18 protein-coding genes are annotated in these 18,922 nt (G+C 60.6%); 13 read left to right on the top strand and 5 right to left on the bottom strand.

The window, feature by feature from the left end; translation table 11 throughout:
* The first annotated feature begins 16 nt into the window (after positions 1 to 16).
* Positions 17 to 313: a hypothetical protein gene (locus F6S08_RS01940; RefSeq protein ID WP_065948515.1), complete on the top strand. Its 297-nt coding sequence runs from the start codon at positions 17 to 19 to the stop codon at positions 311 to 313.
* A gap of 1,040 nt (positions 314 to 1,353) precedes the next feature.
* Positions 1,354 to 1,710: a DUF1493 family protein gene (locus F6S08_RS01935; protein WP_027605145.1), complete on the top strand. Its 357-nt coding sequence runs from the start codon at positions 1,354 to 1,356 to the stop codon at positions 1,708 to 1,710.
* Between the two features lie 127 nt (positions 1,711 to 1,837).
* Here F6S08_RS01935 and F6S08_RS01930 read toward each other — a convergent pair whose 3' ends face one another.
* Together F6S08_RS01930 and hslO are read right to left on the bottom strand one after the other, a co-directional pair.
* Entirely contained in the window at positions 1,838 to 3,379 is a 1,542-nt protein-coding gene (locus F6S08_RS01930; protein WP_065925812.1) for a phosphoenolpyruvate carboxykinase, read from the bottom strand.
* A gap of 179 nt (positions 3,380 to 3,558) precedes the next feature.
* Entirely contained in the window at positions 3,559 to 4,461 is a 903-nt protein-coding gene (gene hslO, locus F6S08_RS01925; protein WP_027605147.1) for an Hsp33 family molecular chaperone HslO, read from the bottom strand.
* Positions 4,462 to 4,587: 126 nt separating this feature from the next.
* On the opposite strand from hslO, the gene F6S08_RS01920 reads away from it, so the two are divergent.
* On the top strand, positions 4,588 to 5,391 hold the full coding sequence (locus F6S08_RS01920) for a phosphatase PAP2 family protein (protein ID WP_315871209.1): 804 nt from the start codon (positions 4,588 to 4,590) through the stop codon (positions 5,389 to 5,391).
* A gap of 42 nt (positions 5,392 to 5,433) precedes the next feature.
* Here the strand turns inward: F6S08_RS01920 and F6S08_RS01915 are convergent, their stop codons facing one another.
* Positions 5,434 to 5,841, bottom strand: coding sequence for an RNA-binding S4 domain-containing protein (locus F6S08_RS01915; RefSeq protein WP_027605149.1), 408 nt, complete (start codon positions 5,839 to 5,841; stop codon positions 5,434 to 5,436).
* Between the two features lie 116 nt (positions 5,842 to 5,957).
* Here F6S08_RS01915 and F6S08_RS01910 point away from each other — a divergent pair, with 116 nt between their 5' ends.
* Genes F6S08_RS01910 through rimK form a run of 3 tightly spaced genes read left to right on the top strand, consistent with a single transcriptional unit; the run spans position 5,958 to position 8,135 of the window.
* Complete coding sequence (locus F6S08_RS01910; protein WP_315871208.1) at positions 5,958 to 6,737, top strand: EAL domain-containing protein; 780 nt, start codon at positions 5,958 to 5,960, stop codon at positions 6,735 to 6,737.
* 46 nt (positions 6,738 to 6,783) lie between these two features.
* Positions 6,784 to 7,233 (top strand): ATP-dependent zinc protease, encoded by a 450-nt coding sequence (locus tag F6S08_RS01905; RefSeq protein WP_409999751.1) that lies wholly within the window; start codon positions 6,784 to 6,786, stop codon positions 7,231 to 7,233.
* The gene (gene rimK / locus F6S08_RS01900) at positions 7,230 to 8,135 is read left to right on the top strand and encodes a 30S ribosomal protein S6--L-glutamate ligase (protein WP_003171022.1); all 906 of its coding nucleotides are present in this window, start codon (positions 7,230 to 7,232) and stop codon (positions 8,133 to 8,135) included. Before F6S08_RS01905 ends, rimK begins: the two co-directional genes overlap by 4 nt.
* 96 nt (positions 8,136 to 8,231) lie before the next feature.
* On the opposite strand, the gene F6S08_RS01895 is transcribed toward rimK, so the two are convergent.
* Together F6S08_RS01895 and ompR are read right to left on the bottom strand one after the other, a co-directional pair.
* The gene (locus F6S08_RS01895) at positions 8,232 to 9,545 is read right to left on the bottom strand and encodes an ATP-binding protein (protein WP_065925816.1); all 1,314 of its coding nucleotides are present in this window, start codon (positions 9,543 to 9,545) and stop codon (positions 8,232 to 8,234) included.
* A 116-nt stretch (positions 9,546 to 9,661) separates the two neighbouring features.
* The gene (gene ompR / locus F6S08_RS01890; RefSeq protein ID WP_015373500.1) at positions 9,662 to 10,402 is read right to left on the bottom strand and encodes a two-component system response regulator OmpR; all 741 of its coding nucleotides are present in this window, start codon (positions 10,400 to 10,402) and stop codon (positions 9,662 to 9,664) included.
* A 356-nt stretch (positions 10,403 to 10,758) separates the two neighbouring features.
* Between ompR and F6S08_RS01885 the strand changes: the two genes are divergently transcribed.
* The 7 genes from F6S08_RS01885 (at position 10,759) to tauD (ending at position 18,914) form a co-directional block, all read left to right on the top strand.
* Positions 10,759 to 13,095, top strand: a complete 2,337-nt coding sequence (locus tag F6S08_RS01885) for a Tex family protein (protein WP_065948518.1) — start codon at positions 10,759 to 10,761, stop codon at positions 13,093 to 13,095.
* Positions 13,095 to 13,478, top strand: a complete 384-nt coding sequence (locus F6S08_RS01880; protein WP_065925818.1) for a PaaI family thioesterase — start codon at positions 13,095 to 13,097, stop codon at positions 13,476 to 13,478. Before F6S08_RS01885 ends, F6S08_RS01880 begins: the two co-directional genes overlap by 1 nt.
* Positions 13,479 to 13,692: 214 nt before the next feature.
* Positions 13,693 to 15,276, top strand: coding sequence for a glutamate--cysteine ligase (gene gshA / locus F6S08_RS01875; protein ID WP_027605153.1), 1,584 nt, complete (start codon positions 13,693 to 13,695; stop codon positions 15,274 to 15,276).
* A 182-nt stretch (positions 15,277 to 15,458) separates the two neighbouring features.
* Positions 15,459 to 16,436, top strand: coding sequence for a taurine ABC transporter substrate-binding protein (tauA, locus tag F6S08_RS01870; RefSeq protein WP_315871206.1), 978 nt, complete (start codon positions 15,459 to 15,461; stop codon positions 16,434 to 16,436).
* A 17-nt stretch (positions 16,437 to 16,453) separates the two neighbouring features.
* Positions 16,454 to 17,233 (top strand): taurine ABC transporter ATP-binding subunit, encoded by a 780-nt coding sequence (gene tauB / locus F6S08_RS01865; RefSeq protein WP_315871205.1) that lies wholly within the window; start codon positions 16,454 to 16,456, stop codon positions 17,231 to 17,233.
* On the top strand, positions 17,230 to 18,066 hold the full coding sequence (gene tauC, locus F6S08_RS01860) for a taurine ABC transporter permease TauC (protein ID WP_027605156.1): 837 nt from the start codon (positions 17,230 to 17,232) through the stop codon (positions 18,064 to 18,066). Before tauB ends, tauC begins: the two co-directional genes overlap by 4 nt.
* Before the next feature lie 11 nt (positions 18,067 to 18,077).
* Entirely contained in the window at positions 18,078 to 18,914 is an 837-nt protein-coding gene (tauD, locus tag F6S08_RS01855) for a taurine dioxygenase (RefSeq protein WP_065948521.1), read from the top strand.
* Positions 18,915 to 18,922 lie beyond the last annotated feature (8 nt).

Here is an 18,922-nt window from a genome sequence, read left to right as displayed (position 1 = left end):
AACCGAGCACCTTCAAATGCAAATACCTGAAACGATGAACCGCTATCGTCATCTACGCACCAATTTCACTGATACCCATCCGCTTCTCATCGACACCCAAGCCAAAGCCGAAGACATCCAGTCCGCCGCCCACCAACGCATCCGCGCAGCCACCGACTTACTGGAAACCTTCTCCTGCCTGACCTTCGAACACTCCGACCTCAAAGACATCTCCCACATCACCAACGCCTTGTACCTGCTCGTCCAAGACGGTTGTGATTTGCCGGAAGCGGCGCAACACGTACAACTACAAACCGAACAAGCACAAATCTAAGCAACACCCTTTTTAGAAGCGAGCCTGTTCGCGAAAATCATCAACGATGACGCGGTAAGCCAGAAGAAACGCGGCGTCCTTGAGTTTTTCGCGAGCAAGCTCGCTCCTACCATTGACCCGCGTTGCCTGTTAAAGCACTGCCAAGCCACAAATGCCGGAAACCGGTGTAGGAAACCTCCAAACAACGCGACATCCCCTTCCCAAACTGCTCCAAACACACGCTTAACCCTCTACAGAAGTTACCCGTAGCTGAATGAAAATAGCGCGGTCTCAACTTTCTCGGCAGAAACCTGTGAACATCGAAAGGGCTCAACACATCGGCCACTATGGCGTCATCTTCACAGTGATTCGCTTCACTGTTGTGCCTGACAATCGGCATGCTTTGGCCAATCTATGCCTGCTTGAAACAAAAACGGCAGCGCGACAAGTGCGCGATCAGATACGTAGGCTGTACGAAAAAATGCTGGCCAGAGACTTGCCATGCGAAAGGGCGGTCGCGATTTCCCATCCTTTGAGACGGAATCAGGCCGATCGGTTAAACGACCAAAACGTACTCATCAAACAAATAATCTCCGGAGCGGTTAAAGCACCAGGGATTGCCATTTCAACCGTAACCGCAGGCTTCGTTGGAGATAGGATTTCCGGCAAGCTTCGTAGATATCACGCTGGAGACATCATCATCGGTCTGGATGCCAGTGTGAGAGGAGGCATAGGGCCTCAGCGGTCAACACTCTCAATGCATGTCTACTCGGACGAGTCTTAGTGGCATGGCCCTTTACCTTCAATCCGCTTCCTTTCTCATTATCTATTTGGTGCTGCACTACCAAATCACAGACCCAATGCTCAGAAAGCACTTCGCAGTCACATTTCTTACAACAGGCCTTATTTTGACGTTCCTACTACCCTATGTAGCGGTGATCCTCAGAATGCCCCTCCTACCTGTCTTTGTATTCTTGATAGGCTTGGCGCTCTTCATCACTCGAAACAAATACCGCCTCCAACGCAACCAGCCCCTTCACCCACTCCTGCGTGCACCCACCATGAACCTCGCCCCTAACTTCCCCGAAGACCCCGTGATGCAGCAACTCCTTCAACTGCTGCACGAAGAAATCGGCCTGCCGAAACACAAGACCATCCGCCTGCAAACCTCACTCAATTTCGACCTGGGCTGTGACGGCAGCGAAGCCAAGCAGCTCATGGAAGCGCTGGAGCAGGAGTTCGCCCTCGACCTGGGCGACTACGACACTTATCGTTACTTCAACCCACCGGTCTTTGACGTGTTCCTCAAGCGTCGGGGCAAGGGGCATGGCGACAAGGTCCCGTTGACCATCGGCATGCTCTACCTGGCCATCAAGACCCACAGCTGGGACACGCAGACGCTGGAAAACCTGAGCTGAGCGAATACCGGCTCCAGGTACACCGCAAGTCAAAGGTGGAGGGGCAATGGTTCGGCCTATCGTCGACGAACCTTTCGCGCACAAAAAAGCCGCTCACAAGGAGCGGCTTTTTAACAGCGACCGAATCTTACAACTTCGGACCCGCAGCCTTGATCGCATCGCTCACTTCAAACTTCTTGAAGTTCTCGATGAACAGACCAGCCAGCGCCTTCGCTGCTTCATCGTAAGCGGCCTTGTCAGCCCAGGTGTTACGTGGGTTCAACAGGCCGGTCTCAACGCCCGGTACGGCCAATGGCACGTCGAGGTTGATGGTGTCGAGGTGTTCGGTTTCAGCACCGATCAACGCGCCGCTCTGGATCGCTGCGATCACGCCGCGCGTGGTCGGGATATTGAAGCGCTTGCCAACGCCGTAGCCACCGCCGGTCCAGCCGGTGTTGACCAGGTAGACCTTGGAGCCGAAGCCGCGGATGCGCTTGATCAGCAGCTCTGCATATTCGCCGGCCGGACGCGGGAAGAACGGTGCGCCGAAGCAGGTGGAGAAGGTCGACTTGATGCCGCTGCCCGAACCCATTTCGGTCGAGCCCACCAGTGCGGTGTAGCCGGACAGGAAGTGGTAGGCCGCTTGTTCTTCGCTGAGGATGGACACGGGCGGCAGTACGCCGGTCAGGTCGCAGGTCAGGAAGATCACCGCGTTTGGCTCGCCGCCCAGGTTCTTCTCGGAACGCTTGGCAACGTGCTCCAGCGGGTAGGCGGCGCGGCTGTTCTGGGTCAGGCTCACGTCAGCATAGTCGGCGTGCTTGGCCTCGTCGATGACGACGTTTTCCAACACGGCGCCGTGCTTGATGGCTTTCCAGATAACCGGTTCGTTCTTCTCGGACAGGTCGATGCATTTGGCATAGCAACCGCCTTCGATGTTGAACACCACGCCTTCGCCCCAGCCGTGCTCGTCGTCACCGATCAGGTAGCGGCTTTCGTCGGCGGACAGGGTGGTCTTGCCGGTACCCGACAGACCGAAGAACAGGGTCACGTCGCCTGCTTCGCCAATGTTGGCGGCGCAGTGCATCGGCAGTACGTCGGAAGCCGGCAGCAGGTAGTTCTGCACCGAGAACATGGCTTTCTTCATTTCACCGGCGTAGCGCATGCCGGCGATCAGCACTTTTTTCTGGGCGAAGTTAAGGATCACGCAACCGTCGGAGTTGGTGCCATCACGCTCAGGCACGCACTCGAAGTTGGCCACGTTGAGCACTTGCCACTCGTCACGACCGGCCGGGTTGTACTGGGCCGGGTTGATGAACAGGCAACGACCGAACAGGTTCTGCCAGGCAGTCTGGGTGGTCATTTTCACGGCCAGGTAGTGGTCTTCGGAGGCCCCTACGTGAACGTGGGAAACGAAATGCTCTTGCGCATTGTTGAACGCCTCGACGCGTGCCCACAGGGCATCGAACTTGTCGGCCGGGAACTTGCGGTTGATCGGGCCCCAGGCGATGGAATCCTGGGTGGAAGGCTCTTCAACGATGAAACGGTCGACTGGCGAACGGCCGGTACGGTGACCGGTTTCCACGACCAGCGCGCCGGTATCGGCAAGCACGCCTTCACCGCGCTGCAGGGCTTCTTTGACCAGATCGTCAACACTCAGATCGGTGTATACGGCGTTATTGGCTTGCGTCATGAGGTTCCCCGTCGGCCTGTGGCCGAGTGCTCCAAACGTTTTGTAGTAGAAAGTTGCGCACTACTACCGCGAAAAAAGTGGGCCGGATTATGCCAGAAAAGCCCAAAAAGAGTAGGGCCCTCCCGTCAGAACGCCTCTAATCCGGCATTTGACAGGTGATTTACCTGTGCTTAAACGTTTTAGTGGCGGGTGTCGGAAGGCGTGTCGATGCCTGCGCCAGCGAACAATTGCGCTACATCGGCAGCGTCGAACAGGTAGCGCTCGTTGCAGAACTGGCAGTCGATCTCGATATTGCCACCGTGTTCCACCACCAGGTTCTGCGCATCTTCCAGGCCCAAGCTGACCAGGGCGTTGCCCGAACGCTCACGGGAGCAGCTGCAGTGGAAGTGCAAGGTCTGCGCGTCGAACAGGCGCACCGGGTCTTCGTGGTACAGGCGGTGCAGGATGGTTTCGTTGTCCAGGCCCAGCAGTTCTTCGGCTTTCAGGGTATCGGCCAAGGCAATGCAGTGCCGCCAGCTTTCAGCGCGATCTTCGTCGTCCTTGATACGGTCGGCCGGCAGTTGTTGCAGCAACATGCCACGGGCGCGCTTGCCGTCGGCGTTGAGCCAGAACTTGGTGCCCACTTGCTGGGACATCACGAAATAGTTGGTGAAGCATTCCGACAGCGTTTTGCCGTCGAGGTCGACGATGCCCTGGTAACGTTGGCCTGAGGTCGGGTCGACGGTGAGCGCCAGGACACCGTTGGGCATCAGCTCGGCCAGGCTGGCGTCCGGGGCAATCTGGTCGGCTTCATAACGGGCCAGGCCACGGATTTCGCGCTCGCTGGAGCACTCGATCATCAACAGCGGAATCGGCCCTTCGGAACGGGCTTGCAGGATCAGCAAACCGTCGAACTTCATGGTGCCTACCAGCAACGCAGCAGCGGCCATCAGCTCACCGAGCAGTTGTGCGACCGGTTCCGGATAGGGGTGCTTGGCGAGGACTTCGGCGTAGCTGCGCTCCAACGAAACCATTTCGCCGCGGGCGTCGCTCTCATCGAAGATGAAGCGTTGGGTGAAGTCGGTATCCGGTAGATCAGTCATAGGTCTGGGTATCTGAATTGATGACAAATTGGTTACAAGGTTTATAAAATTAAACGCTTTAGCACCATCTTGGTGCGGCTTTCTCCTGGAAACAGAGAGCTTATTTAGAGCGAAGAGGGACAGTTTATGAACAATCCGGGTTTGTTCCAAGCCAAGTGGAACCTCCGGCGATGGGCTCTGTGCAATCTACTCGCTATCGGGCTGCTGTGTTTTTGGCTGTGGCCCACGGGGCAGATGCTGTGTGTGATTTTCGACGAGTGGCTGTTTCACCTTCTCAACGACCCGCTGGCGAGCAACGCGACATGGCTGCACGTGTGGGCCGTGGCCAGTTTGCGGCCGTTTGATGCGGTGGTCGGGGTGATCCTGCTGATGCTGATGATTCGCGGCGACTGGGTGTTCAAAGCCGCGCAGGTACGCCAGGCCCTGTTAGGTTTTGTCGGTATTTTGTTGCTCTTGCTGTTTATCCGCATGCTGTTTTCCAAACTCGCAGCGCAGATGGGCTGGCAACACAGCAGCCCGTCGATGGTCATCGCCGGGGCGATCCAGATGAGCGACTATTTCCCGGGGCTGGAGAAGACCTGGGAGCTGAAGGACCGCTCAAGCCAAAGCTTTCCAGGGGATCACGCCTCGGTGTTGCTGATCTGGGCAATGTTCATGAGCGTGCTCGCCAAACGTATCGGCCAGGTGCTGGTGATCTGGGGCCTGGCGCTGTTGTTCATGATGCCGCGGCTGGTGGCGGGCGCGCATTGGGGGCAGGACGATTATATCGGCGGGGTGCTGCTGGCACTGTTGGCGTTGGGCTGGGGTTATTACACGCCGTTTGCGGCGAAGGTGTCGGCCGCGTTGTTACACGTGACGACGCCGATCTTCAGGTTACTTGGCAAGCTGCCAGTGATCAGTGGATTGAGCGTCGTGCGCACCTCCCCTTAACGCTGCAAGCCCCCTCCCACATTTGAATGGGCCGCTGCGCAATCAGTCATCATTGCCACTGCCGCGAAACTTGAACAGGTCGCGGCGCTGCTTCTTGCTCGGCTTGCCATCGGTGGTCATCCCCGTGGCGCCCGCCTTGCGCAGGGCTGCCGCATTTTCGCGCCTGGCAATGCTGGCTTCGGTTTCGGTGTACAGCGCCTGTGCTTCGGGGGCGCCACGGCGCACGATGGAAAGTGCCTGAACCACCACGGTCTTTTCGTCAAAACCTATCCGAATCTGCAGCTCATCACCGACACGTGGCTCTTTGCCCGGCTTACAGCGCTCGCCTCGATGATGCACCTTGCCGCTCTCAATCGCGGCCTTGGCCAAGGCACGTGTCTTAAAGAAACGCGCCGCCCAAAGCCACTTGTCCAGACGGACCTTTTCTTCCTCTTCCTGCTTTTGAGCCACTTGAATTCCTCGCTCTGACAAATGTCGCAACTGTAACGTTGAAACCCTTCGACGCATAAACCTCAAGGCTCACCTAAGATACGCCAGGTAGCACCCTGTTTTCGCGAGGATACGCCGTGACCGACTTTCCCTCTTCACTCACCTCGCCCGACCAGCGTTGCGTAGGCTGCCAACAAAGCGAACCCCTGGGTTTCGATTTTGCGTTCGCCTACCAGCCTATCGTAGACCTTCGGGACCATTCGATTTTTGCCCACGAAGCCTTGGTGCGCGGCACACAAGGCGAAGGGGCATTGTCGGTGCTGGACCAGGTCAACGACAGCAACCGCTACCGCTTCGACCAGCGCTGCCGCACCCAGGCGATTGCCGGTGCTGCAGCTTTGGGGATGCAAACCCACCTTTCCATCAACTTCATGCCCAACGCCGTGTACCGTCCGGAGTTGTGCATCCGCAGCACCCTGGAGGCGGCGCGCGCGAACAATTTTCCGCTGGATCAACTGATTTTCGAGACACTGGAAAGCGAGCATGTAGATAACTATCGCCATTTGACGAATATTCTGCGTGAATACCGCGAATTCGGCTTCAAGACCGCTATCGATGATTTCGGCGCGGGCTATTCGGGGCTGAATCTGTTGGCTGATTTCCAACCTGACTTGATCAAACTCGACATGGCGCTGATCCGCGATGTCGACCAGGATCGTGTCCGTCAGGTGATCGTCCAGGGGATTGTCACAATCTGTGAGCAGTTGAACGTTACTGTCATCGCCGAAGGCATCGAAAGTGCCGGCGAACGCGACTTTCTGTCTGACTGTGGAATATTTCTGATGCAAGGCTACTGGTTCGCCAAGCCTGCATTCAAAGCCCTGGCCGAGGTTTCTCCTCAGGCCTGGGCGAATTGACCGGTTACCCATATTGAAGACATTTGACCATTTGACCGTTGTAGGTCTGCGTGAGTGGGTGGCACTTCCCGACTTGGGAGTGGCAGGCCTGCGTGCCAAGATCGACACCGGTGCCAGCACCTCCAGCCTGCATGCCACCGACATCGAGCCGTTTGAGCGCGACGGCGAGAAGTGGGTGCGCTTTACCGCGCACCTGGGCAGCGTCGTGCAACTGCGTCACCGCCGCTGCGAAGCGCCCCTGATGACGATGAAAACCATCAAGAGCTCCAATGGCCATGCGCAGGTGCGCTACGTGATCAGCACCACCCTGGCAATGGGTGATCGGGTATGGCGGGTGGAGTTCACCCTGGCCTGCCGCAAAGCCATGCGTTATCGCCTGTTGCTGGGTTCCAAGGCGCTGATTGACGGCCACCTGGTGGTCAATCCCGGCGTCAAGTACGTTCAAGACAAGCCGGTGTTCCCGGTCTCTACTATTTCTGCCCCAGGTGCTGCATGAAGATTGCTGTGCTGTCGCGAAACCCGCGTCTGTATTCCACCCGCCGCCTGGTCGAGGCCGGCACCGAACGTGGCCACGAAATGGTGGTGATCGACACGTTGCGTGCCTATATGAACATCGCCAGCCACAAGCCGCAGATCCATTACCGCGGTAAACCGCTGGAGGGGTTTGATGCGGTGATCCCGCGGATTGGCGCCTCGGTGACGTTCTATGGCTGCGCCGTGTTGCGCCAATTCGAAATGATGGGGGTTTTCCCCCTCAATGAATCCGTGGCCATTGCACGCTCGCGGGACAAATTACGCTCGTTGCAACTGCTCTCGCGGCGGGGCATCGGCCTGCCGGTCACCGGCTTTGCCCACTCCCCCGACGACATTCCCGACCTGATCGAAATGGTCAACGGCGCGCCGCTGGTGATCAAGGTGCTGGAAGGCACCCAGGGCATCGGTGTGGTGCTGTGTGAAACCGCGACCGCAGCGGAATCCGTGATCGAGGCATTCATGGGCCTCAAGCAGAACATCATGGTCCAGGAGTACATCAAGGAAGCCGGCGGTGCGGATATTCGCTGCTTCGTGGTGGGCGACAAGGTGATCGCAGCCATGAAGCGCCAGGCCAAGCCCGGAGAGTTCCGCTCCAACCTGCACCGTGGCGGCAGCGCCAGCCTGATCAAGATCACCCCGGAAGAACGCATGACCGCGCTGCGGGCGGCCAAGGTCATGGGGTTGGCAGTGGCGGGTGTGGATATCCTGCGCTCCAACCATGGACCACTGGTGATGGAGGTGAACTCGTCGCCGGGCCTGGAAGGGATAGAGACCACCACTGGGAAGGATGTGGCGGGGATCATCATTCAACATCTGGAGAAGAATGGTGGACCGAATATGACCAGGACCAAGGGTAAGGGTTAGAGACGGGAGCTGTCAGCTTCAAGCTATAAGCTGCAAGAAAGGGCAAAAGCTGTGCGCCTTTCTCTTGCGGCTTCAGCTTGAAACTTGCAGCTGTTTCTATACCGCATCTCTGGGCAGCATCAGCCCAAGCGGCAAGCGTACCCGCGCCTCAAGGCCACCGCCTTCGCGGTTACGCAACTCGACATTGCCGCCGTGCATCGACGCAATCCGCCGCACGATCGCCAGCCCCAAGCCGGTCCCTTTGCCACCCCGGGCACGGTCGCCACGGGTGAAGGGGTTGAAGATACCCTCCAGCTCGTCCGGATCGATGCCCGCGCCCCGGTCCATCACACTCAGCACTACGTACGGCGCAGCACTGTCGCCAGACACATACGCAGCCACTTCAACATCCGAACCGGCGTGGTGCAAAGCGTTGCCGATCAGGTTGTTCAGCAGGCGCTTCATCGACACCCGACGCAACGCAAACGGCTGGATCGGCTCAAGGCGCATGCGCACTTGCTCGCCATTCTGGTTGTAGGGCGCCACAACCTCACGCACCAGGTCCGTGAGATCGACTTCCTCCACCACCTCGTCACGACCATCACGGATAAACGCCAGGAACTGGTCGAGAATCGCGTCCATGTCTTCGATGTCGCGAACCATGTCGTCGGTGAGGTCGCTATGGTTGCCCATCAGCTCCAGGGACAGGCGCAATCGCGTCAAGGGCGTGCGCAAGTCATGGGACACCCCCGCCAGCATCAGCTCGCGCTCCCGCCCGGCCTGTTCGACATCCTCCGCCATCTGGTTGAAGGCGCCATACACCTCGGTCATTTCACTGGGCGTATCGCTGACCGGCAGGCGCACGCTGCGCCCCTGGCCCAATTGGCGGGCGGCAAACACCAGGCGCTTAAGCGGTTGGTTGAGCTGGCGAACGAAAATCCACGCCGACGCGGTGGAAAGCAAGCCGATGGCCAGGAACCAACCCAACACGTTCCAGATCTTCTGCCCCCGCAAAGGGTGCGGATACAGCGGAACCTTGATCCAGGCATCACCAAGGCTCGGCGCCCTTACCCACAGCGCAGGTGAAACATGCATGCGCAAGCGCACCTCGGTGTCCTCGCCCAGTTCGGCCTGCATCTGGCGCTGGTAGATCTCGCTGTAGGGCCAATGCTGCTCACCCTCGGGTACACCAGCCCCGTCAACGCGGGTCAACGTCGAGGCCTTGGCTACCTTTTCGCGGTTCTCAGGGTCTACAGCCCAGTAACCACGCAGCGTCAGGGCGACACCGTGGCTGTACTGCCGGTCCACCAGCACGTCTTCGTTCATCAGCAGATAAACCAGTGTCAGCGCCTTGGAAAACAGCACGACGATCAGCACCAGCCAAAGGGTGCGGGAGAAGAAACTTTGCGGGAACCACAGAGGGGTTTTCATAGAAGACAGCTGGACACCTTGCAGGAACGAGCGGCGCTCGCAGAATTGCAGACGCCGGGCATCCCGTCGACCCTCATGGAGTCAAGCGCCAGGATGCCCGCCCTGCAAATCATCGGTCACTTGGTTGCGGTGCCATCCGGCACAAACACATAGCCCACACCCCAGACAGTCTGGATATACCGAGGTTTGGACGGGTCCGGCTCGATCATCCGGCGCAGACGGGAAATCTGCACGTCGATGGAGCGTTCCAGGGCGTCCCATTCGCGACCGCGTGCCAAGTTCATCAGTTTGTCGCGGGTCAGCGGCTGACGTGCGTTCATCACCAGCGCCTTGAGCACGGCGAATTCACCGGTGGTGAGCATATGCACTTCGTCGCCACGCTTGAGCTCGCGGGTCGCCAGCGACAGCTCGTAGTCGCCAAAGGTGACGCTTTCGTCTTCGCTGCCCGGCGCGCCCGGTACCGGCGGCGCCTGACGACGCAGCACGGCTTTGACCCGCGCCATCAACTCGTCAGGGTTGAAAGGCTTGGCAAGGTAGTCATCGGCGCCCAGCTCGAGACCCTTGATGCGGCTCAGCTCATCGCCCTTGGCGGTCAGCATGATGATTGGAATCTGGTTGTTCGCGCCGCGCAGGCGCTTGCAGGCGGTGAGGCCGTCTTCGCCGGGCAGCATCAGGTCGAGTACGACCAGGTTGAATACTTCACGCCCCAGGAGACGGTCCATCTGCTCGGTGTTCGGCACCGCGCGGGCACGGTAGCCCTTGGAGTTGAAGAAACGCTCCAGCAGGCTGCTCAGCCCCGGATCGTCATCAACGATGAGAATTTTTTCGCCTTCAGCAGTTTGTGCAGTGCTGCTCATTGGATGCTCCTCTTATCTCGGCGCGCATTATGGCGTAGCTGCCGTTATACGCACCGTGTGCATTGTTAGCAGATTTTTCCTCTACTGCCAGCGAACCCTCGCCTTCCAACCACTGGCGCAGTACCCCCCAAGGGCAGAACGCTGGTTATAATGCGGCGCCTTCGTGCAGGGCAACGTCAGATCGTTGCCGTTTACTGCCGGGCTTTTTTTCCCCGCTTGTGGTGATTTTTTCGATTTCGAGGGTCAATAGGCTGCCTCTTGACCCAGGTAGCGGCGCCGGTCGGGCCGCTCAACCAGCCGCGCCAGGCCTTGTTTCCCGGGCCTGCGGGCTGCTTTTCAGAATTTCAGGTGGTTTTATGGACAGCATCAACAGCCGCATCGCCGAAGAACTCGGCGTACGCCCACAACAGGTCGAAGCGGCCGTCGCTCTACTGGATGAAGGCTCCACGGTGCCCTTCATCGCCCGTTACCGGAAAGAAGTGACCGGCAGCCTCGACGACATCCAGCTGCGGCACCTTGAAGAACGCCTGCGCTACCTGCGAGAACTCGACGAACGGCGTATCAGCATCCTCGCCAGCATCGAGGAGCAGGGCAAGCTGACGCCTCAGCTTGAACGCGACATCAAGCTCGCCGACACCAAGACCCGCCTCGAAGACCTTTACCTGCCGTACAAACAGAAGCGCCGCACCAAGGGCCAGATCGCCCTGGAAGCCGGCCTGGGCGAACTGGCCGACGGCCTGTTCAACGACCCCACGCTGACCCCGGACACCGAAGCCGCGCGCTTCGTCAACGCAGAGAAAGGCGTTGCCGACGTCAAGGCCGCCCTCGAAGGTGCCAAGTACATCCTGATGGAGCGCTTCGCCGAAGACGCCAACCTGCTGGAAAAACTGCGCAACTACCTGAAACAGGAAGCCACCCTCAGCGCCCGCGTCATCGCCGGCAAAGAGGAAGAGGGCGCCAAGTTCCGCGACTACTTCGAACACGACGAACCGCTGAAAAGCATGCCGTCCCACCGTGCGCTGGCGATTTTCCGTGGCCGCAACGAAGGCATTCTCAGCTCCGCGCTGAAAGTCGGCGACGAATTGCCGGGCACCATGCACCCGTGCGAGGGCATGATCGGCCAACAATTCGGCATCCAGAATCAGAATCGTCCTGCGGACAAGTGGCTCGGTGAAGTCGTGCGCTGGACCTGGAAGGTCAAGCTCTACACCCACCTGGAAACCGACCTGCTCGGCGAGTTGCGCGACGGCGCAGAAACCGAGGCGATCAACGTCTTCGCCCACAACCTGCACGACCTGCTGCTGGCCGCACCGGCCGGCCCGCGCGCCACCCTGGGCCTCGACCCGGGCCTGCGCACCGGCTGCAAGGTCGCCGTGGTCGATGCCACCGGCAAGCTGCTGGACCACGCCACCGTGTACCCACACGTGCCGCACAACAAGTGGGACCAGACCCTCGCCATCCTGGCCGCCCTGTGCGCCAAGCATGCGGTGGACCTGATCGCCATCGGCAACGGCACTGCCAGCCGTGAAACCGACAAGCTGGCCGCCGAACTGATCAAAAAATACCCAGCCATGAAGATGACCAAGGTGATGGTCTCCGAAGCCGGTGCTTCGGTGTACTCGGCGTCGGAACTGGCCTCCAAGGAATTCCCGGACCTCGACGTGTCGATCCGTGGCGCGGTGTCCATCGCCCGTCGCCTGCAGGATCCGCTGGCAGAGCTGGTGAAAATCGATCCTAAATCCATCGGTGTCGGCCAGTACCAGCACGACGTGTCACAGCTGAAACTGGCACGCGGCCTGGATGCGGTGGTGGAAGACTGCGTAAACGCCGTGGGCGTGGACGTGAACACCGCCTCCGTGGCGCTGCTGGCGCGTATCTCCGGCCTCAATGCCACCCTGGCGCAGAACATCGTCACTCACCGCGACGAAAACGGTGCGTTCAAAACCCGTGCCGCGCTGAAAAAAGTCGCCCGCCTGGGTGAAAAAACCTTCGAGCAAGCCGCCGGTTTCCTGCGCGTCATGAACGGCGACAACCCGCTGGATTCGTCCGCCGTTCACCCGGAAGCCTACCCGCTGGTGCAACGCATCGCCGCCGAGACCGACCGCGACATCCGCTCGCTGATCGGTGACGCCGCGTTCCTCAAGCGCCTGGACCCAAAGAAGTACACCGACGAAACCTTCGGCGTGCCGACCATCACCGACATCCTGCAAGAGCTGGAAAAACCTGGCCGCGACCCGCGTCCCGAGTTCAAGACCGCCGAGTTCCAGGACGGCGTCGAAGACCTCAAGGACCTGCAACTGGGCATGATCCTCGAAGGCGTGGTCACCAACGTGACCAACTTCGGCGCGTTTGTGGACATCGGCGTGCATCAGGACGGTTTGGTGCACATCTCTGCGCTTTCGGAGAAGTTCATCAAGGATCCGCGCGAAGCCGTGAAGGCCGGTGATGTGGTCAAGGTCAAGGTCATGGAAGTCGACATCCCGCGCAAACGCGTTGGCCTGTCGATGCGCATGAGCGATACCCCCGGCGAAAAAATCGACGGCGCCCGTGGTGCACGTCCTGGCTCGGCGCCGCGCCAGTCGCAGAACCGCTCCGAAAACAGTCAACCGCGCAAGGAAACCGCCACCGCAGCGCCAAGCAACAACGCCATGGCCTCGCTGTTCGCCAACGCCAAGCAGTTGAAGAAACGCTGATGGAAATCCCCGCCGGTTTGACCCAGAGCGCGTTCAGCGAACTGATCGGCTGCCGCCTGCAACGCCTCGAAGAAGGCGTTGCCGAAGTGGCCCTGACCCTGGAGCCGCACCTGCGCAACCGCGCGGGCAAGCTCCATGGCGGGGCGATTTTCAGCCTGGTGGACATCACCATGGGGCTGGCCTGCTCCAGCGCCCATGGGTTTGACCAGCAGAGCGCGACCATCGAATGCAAGATCAACTACATCCGCGCCGTGGAAGACGGTGACGTGCTGTGTACCAGCCGCGTGATTCACGCCGGTCGGCGCACGCTGGTGGTCGAAGCCGATGTGTATCAGGACGAAAGACTTGTCGCAAAAGCACAGGGCACGTTCGCTGTCCTATAGCTCCCCGCCCCCGATTTGAGTTAATTTCGGCGCTGCGATAACAGCGTCGGAATTTTCTTGCTGCGCTATAGCCCAATTCATGGAGTGAAGTAGGCTTTTTTAACGCGGGTCAAATCGACTCAAAACCAGGCGATCACGCCAGTTTTAACTTCACCCTTGTAGACCGTCCTGCCCACCCCCATATTGGGGCGACTGACGCGTGAAGGAATCCAACTTGAGCGAACTTCTCAACCGCCGCCTGGCCCTGCTCGGCAAGCGCGAACACCTCTCCCTGCTAGAGCAGTGCTTGCACGGCATCGAGCGTGAATGCCTACGTGTCACCGGTGAGGGTCGCCTGGCACAAACGCCGCACCCCGAAGCCCTGGGCGCCGCGTTGACCCATGAACAGATCACCACCGACTACTCGGAATCGCTGCTGGAGTTCATTACCCCGGCCCTGCCCAACCCGGCCGACACCCTGAGCAGCCTGGACAAGATCCATCGTTTTGCCTACACCAAGCTCGGCAGTGAATACCTGTGGAGCCCCTCGATGCCGTGCCCGTTGCCGGCCGAGGAAGACATTCCGATTGCCTACTACGGCACCTCCAATATCGGACAGCTCAAGTACGTGTACCGCAAGGGCCTGGCCCTGCGTTACGGCAAGACCATGCAGTGCATCGCCGGCATCCACTACAACTTTTCCCTGCCGGAACAGCTATGGCCGCTGCTCAAGGAGACTGAAGGCTTCGTCGGCACCGACCGCGACTATCAGTCCACGGCCTATATCGCGCTGATCCGCAACTTCCGCCGCTACAGCTGGCTGCTGATGTACCTGTTCGGCGCCTCGCCGGCCCTGGACGCGGGTTTCCTGCGCGGTCGCTCGCACCAATTGGAAGTGCTCGACGCCGACACCCTGTACCTGCCGTACGCCACCAGCCTGCGCATGAGCGACCTGGGTTACCAGAGCAACGCCCAGGCCGGCCTGACGCCGTGCTACAACGACCTGGCCAGCTACACCGACAGCCTGCGCGAAGCGGTGGCAACGCCCTACGCGCCCTATGTCGAAGTCGGCACCCACAAGGACGGTGAGTGGGTACAGCTCAACACCAACATCCTGCAGATCGAAAACGAGTACTACTCCAACATCCGCCCCAAGCGCGTGACCTACACCGGCGAGCGGCCGATCCAGGCGCTGATGGCCCGTGGCATCCAGTACATCGAAGTGCGCTGCCTGGACATCAACCCGTTCCTGCCGATGGGCATCGACCTGCCGGAGTCGCGTTTCCTCGATGCATTCCTGCTGTACTGCGCGCTGAACGACAGCCCGCTGTTCGCCGACAACGAGTGCGGCAACGCCACGTCCAACTTCCTCAGCGTGGTCAAGGAAGGCCGGCGCCCGGGCCTGCAATTGCAGCGCAAGGGCCAGGCCGTGGACATGAAGGAATGGGCCACCGAGCTTCTGGAGAAGATTGCCCCGCTGGCTGCGCTGCTGGATGAAAGCCACGGCATCACCGAACACAGCCAGGCACTGGACGCCCAACTGGCCAAGGTCAAGGACCCGTCCCTGACCCCTTCGGCGCAGGTACTGGCGGCGATGGCCGAGCGCAAAGAGAGTTTCGCGCAGTTCTCCCTGCATCAGAGCGAGGTGCACGCCGAGTACTTCCGCCGCGAGCCGTTGCCCGCAGAAGAGCAGGCACGCTTTGAAGAGCTGGCGCGCACGTCGCTGGCGCAGCAAGCGGAACTGGAGCAGAACGAAGTGGGCGATTTTGATGTGTTTGTCGGCTCGTACCAGGCGAGTATTCTGGCGATCAGTAACTAAGACCGAACTCGGTCCATGGTGGGAGGGGCAAGCCCCCTCCCACATTTGCCCTCATCAAGCTCAAGATTCGCTTCAACCTTTCGCCCATAAGCTAATTCGAAAATGTTATTTATTTTCGGATTCTTAGATCATTTAGTCTCCTCACACGCCGACCCTCGGCCGCCTGATTGAGGAGCTTCCCCTTGAAACTGTTAACCCCTCTGCGCCTCATGGCCGCGTTGTCCCTGGCCGGTGCCAGCCTGTTTGCCCAGGCGGCGGATGTAACCATCGCTTACCAGACCACCGTAGACCCGGCCAAAGTTGCCCAGGCCGACGGTGCGTACGAAAAAGCCACTAACGCCAAGATCGACTGGCGCAAATTCGACAATGGTGCCGACATCATCGCCGCCATCGCCTCCGGCGACGTGCAGATCGGCTACCTCGGTTCCAGCCCGCTGACCGCTGCGATCACCCGCAAGGTGCCGGTGGAAATCTTCCTGGTCGCCACCCAGATCGGCGGTGCCGAAGCCCTGGTGGCGCGCAACGGTTCCGGGATCAACGGCCCCCAGGACCTGATCGGCAAGAAAATCGCCGTGCCCTTCGTGTCCACCGGCCACTACAGCCTGCTGGCCGCGCTGAAGCACTGGAACATCGACCCGTCGAAAGTGACCATCCTCAACCTCGCACCGCCGGCGATCATCGCGGCCTGGAAGCGCGGTGACATCGACGCTACCTACGTATGGGACCCGGCCCTGGGCGTGGCCAAGGAAAACGGCAAGGTGCTGATCACCTCCGGCGAGCTGGCCAAGTTCGGCGCGCCGACCTTCGATGCCTGGATCGTGCGCAAGGACTTCGCGCAGAAGCACCCGGAAATTGTCACCGCCTTCGCCAAAGTCACCCTGGATGCCTACGCCGCCTACCGCAAAGACCCACAAGCCTGGCTCGCCGACACAGGCAACGTCGACAAACTGGTGAAACTCTCCGGCGCCAAGGCCAGCGACATCCCGCTGCTGCTGCAAGGCAACGTCTACCCGCTGGCCGCTGACCAGGTGACCCTGCTGGGCGCACCAACCACCAAGGCCGTGACCGATACCGCTGCGTTCCTCAAGGAGCAAGGCAAGGTCGACGCCGTGCTGCCGGACTACGCCCCTTACGTCAGCGCCAAGTTCATCACCAACTGATCCAGGAGTTCATCGCGATGGCCTTGCTACAACTGGAGCGCATCAGCGCACAGTACCCAGGCGCCACAGAACCGGTACTGTCTGACATTTCACTCGACCTGGGGCCCCAGCAATTGCTGGTGGCCCTCGGCCCGTCCGGCAGTGGCAAGACTTCGCTGTTGAACCTGATTGCCGGCTTTGTCGAGCCTTCTGCCGGGCGCATCACCCTCGATGGCGTACCGGTCAAAGGCCCCAGCGCCGAACGCGGCGTGGTGTTCCAGGACGACGCGCTGTTGCCCTGGCAGGACGTGCTGGCCAACGTCGGTTTCGGCCTGGAACTGGCCGGCGTACCCAAGGCGCAGCGCGAAGTGCGCGCCCGGGAAATGCTCGCGCTGGTGGACCTCGCCGGCTTCGACAATCGCCGCATCTGGCAACTCTCCGGCGGCCAGAAGCAACGCGTCGGCCTGGCCCGCGCCCTGGCCGCCGACCCGCGCGTGCTGCTGATGGACGAACCCTTCGGCGCCCTCGATGCCTTCACCCGAGAGCAAATGCAGGAACTGTTGCTGCAAGTCTGGCGGCGCACGGCCAAGCCGGTGTTCCTGATTACCCATGACATCGAAGAAGCGGTGTTCCTCGCCACCGACCTGGTCCTGCTGGCGCCCAACCCGGGCCAGATCGTCGAACGCCTGCACCTGGACTTCGGCCAGCGCTACGCGGCCGGTGAGTCGGCGCGGGCGATCAAGTCCGACCCGCGCTTTATCGAAACCCGCGAACACGTGCTGGGCAAAGTGTTCTCGCAACGGCAGGTGTCCGCATGAGCAGCTACGAACTCCCCGCCACCGCTGCCAAGCCGGTGGCGCACGCGGTCATTCCTGTGCGTCGCAGCCTGAGTACACGCTGGATCAGCCTGTTGACCCTGGTCGCCTTGCTGGCCCTCTGGTGGGCCGTCACCGCCACCGGCCTGATCGAACCGTTGTTCCTGCCACCGCCCTCGGCCGTGCTGCAAAAAGGCTGGCTGCTGGCGACTACGGGCTATATGGATTCCACCTTGTGGCAGCACCTGGGCGCGAGCCTCAGCCGGATCGGCCTGGGCCTGGGCTTCGCGGTGCTGACCGCCGTGCCGGTAGGCATTGCCATCGGCGCCAACCGCATCGCCCGCGGCATTCTCGACCCGCTGATCGAGTTTTACCGGCCGATTCCGCCCCTGGCTTACCTGCCATTGATCGTGATCTGGTGCGGTATCGGCGAGCTGTCCAAGGTGCTGCTGATTTACCTGGCGATCTTTGCGCCCATCGCCATCGCCACCGCGACCGGCGTACGCACCGTCGACCCGGCCAAGCTGCGGGCGGCGCAGTCGCTGGGCGCCACCCGTGCGCAGCTGATTCGCCATGTGATCCTGCCGAGCGCCCTGCCCGACATCCTCACCGGGGTGCGTATCGGCCTGGGTGTGGGCTGGTCGACCCTGGTCGCCGCCGAACTGATAGCCGCCACCAGCGGCCTGGGTTTCATGGTGCAATCGGCGGCGCAGTTCCTGGTGACCGATGTAGTGGTGCTGGGGATCCTGGTGATCGCCCTGATCGCCTTCGCCATGGAAATGGGCCTGCGCGCCCTGCAGCGTAAGTTAGTGCCTTGGCATGGCCAGGCACATTGAGTGAGAACAGCATGAGCAGCCTGACCGTTACCCCCTTGAGCACCGCCCTGGGCGCCCAGATCAGTGGCGTCGATATTACCCGGCCGCTGAGCACCGAACATCGCGATGCCATCGAACAGGCGTTGCTCAGCCATTCGGTGCTGTTCTTCCGTGGCCAGCCGATCACCCCGCCGCAACAGGCGCGGTTCGCGGCGAACTTCGGCGACCTGCACATCCACCCGATCTACCCCAACGTGCCGGAACAGCCCGAAGTGCTGATCCTCGACACCGCCGTCACCGACGTACGCGACAACGCCGTATGGCACACCGATGTGACCTTCCTGCCCACCCCGGCCCTCGGCGCGGTGCTGAGTGCCAAGCTGCTGCCGGCGTACGGCGGCGATACGCTGTGGGCCAGTGGCATCGCGGCGTACGAGGCGCTGTCCGAGCCGTTGAAGCGGTTGCTCGATGGGCTGACGGCTACCCACGACTTCACCAAATCCTTTCCGCTGGAACGCTTTGGCAACAGCGCCGAAGACCTGGCGCGCTGGGAAGAAACCCGTAGGAAAAACCCACCGCTGTCGCACCCGGTCGTGCGCACGCATCCGGTGAGCGGGCGTAAGTCGCTGTTTGTCAGTGATGGGTTTACCACCAGGATCAATGAACTGGAACCGGCGGAAAGCGAGGCGATCCTCAAGCTGCTGTTCGCCCACGCGACACGCCCGGAATTCACCCTCCGCTGGCGCTGGCAGGAGAACGACGTGGCGTTCTGGGATAACCGCGTGACCCAGCATTACGCGGTGGATGACTACCGGCCGCAACGGCGGGTGATGCATCGGGCGACGATTCTTGGGGATGTGCCGTTCTAAACCACACT

This window comes from Pseudomonas sp. JV449, assembly GCF_032424295.1.
Taxonomy (GTDB): Bacteria; Pseudomonadota; Gammaproteobacteria; order Pseudomonadales; family Pseudomonadaceae; genus Aquipseudomonas; species Aquipseudomonas marginalis.
Note: the sequence above shows the minus strand (reverse complement) of the source record. Positions and strands in the feature narration are given on the sequence as shown.

Excerpts from the sequence above, each read along its gene's own strand:
- F6S08_RS01930 (WP_065925812.1), bottom strand. The coding sequence starts at position 3,379 with ATGACGCAAGCCAATAACGCCGTATACACCGATCTGAGTGTTGACGAT.
- F6S08_RS01880 (WP_065925818.1), top strand. The coding sequence starts at position 13,095 with ATGGAAATCCCCGCCGGTTTGACCCAGAGCGCGTTCAGCGAACTGATC.
- tauB (WP_315871205.1), top strand. The coding sequence starts at position 16,454 with ATGGCCTTGCTACAACTGGAGCGCATCAGCGCACAGTACCCAGGCGCC.
- F6S08_RS01935 (WP_027605145.1), top strand. The coding sequence starts at position 1,354 with ATGAACCTCGCCCCTAACTTCCCCGAAGACCCCGTGATGCAGCAACTC.
- F6S08_RS01885 (WP_065948518.1), top strand. The coding sequence starts at position 10,759 with ATGGACAGCATCAACAGCCGCATCGCCGAAGAACTCGGCGTACGCCCA.
- tauC (WP_027605156.1), top strand. The coding sequence starts at position 17,230 with ATGAGCAGCTACGAACTCCCCGCCACCGCTGCCAAGCCGGTGGCGCAC.
- rimK (WP_003171022.1), top strand. The coding sequence starts at position 7,230 with ATGAAGATTGCTGTGCTGTCGCGAAACCCGCGTCTGTATTCCACCCGC.
- hslO (WP_027605147.1), bottom strand. The coding sequence starts at position 4,461 with ATGACTGATCTACCGGATACCGACTTCACCCAACGCTTCATCTTCGAT.
- F6S08_RS01920 (WP_315871209.1), top strand. The coding sequence starts at position 4,588 with ATGAACAATCCGGGTTTGTTCCAAGCCAAGTGGAACCTCCGGCGATGG.
- ompR (WP_015373500.1), bottom strand. The coding sequence starts at position 10,402 with ATGAGCAGCACTGCACAAACTGCTGAAGGCGAAAAAATTCTCATCGTT.
- F6S08_RS01895 (WP_065925816.1), bottom strand. The coding sequence starts at position 9,545 with ATGAAAACCCCTCTGTGGTTCCCGCAAAGTTTCTTCTCCCGCACCCTT.
- F6S08_RS01940 (WP_065948515.1), top strand. The coding sequence starts at position 17 with ATGCAAATACCTGAAACGATGAACCGCTATCGTCATCTACGCACCAAT.
- tauD (WP_065948521.1), top strand. The coding sequence starts at position 18,078 with ATGAGCAGCCTGACCGTTACCCCCTTGAGCACCGCCCTGGGCGCCCAG.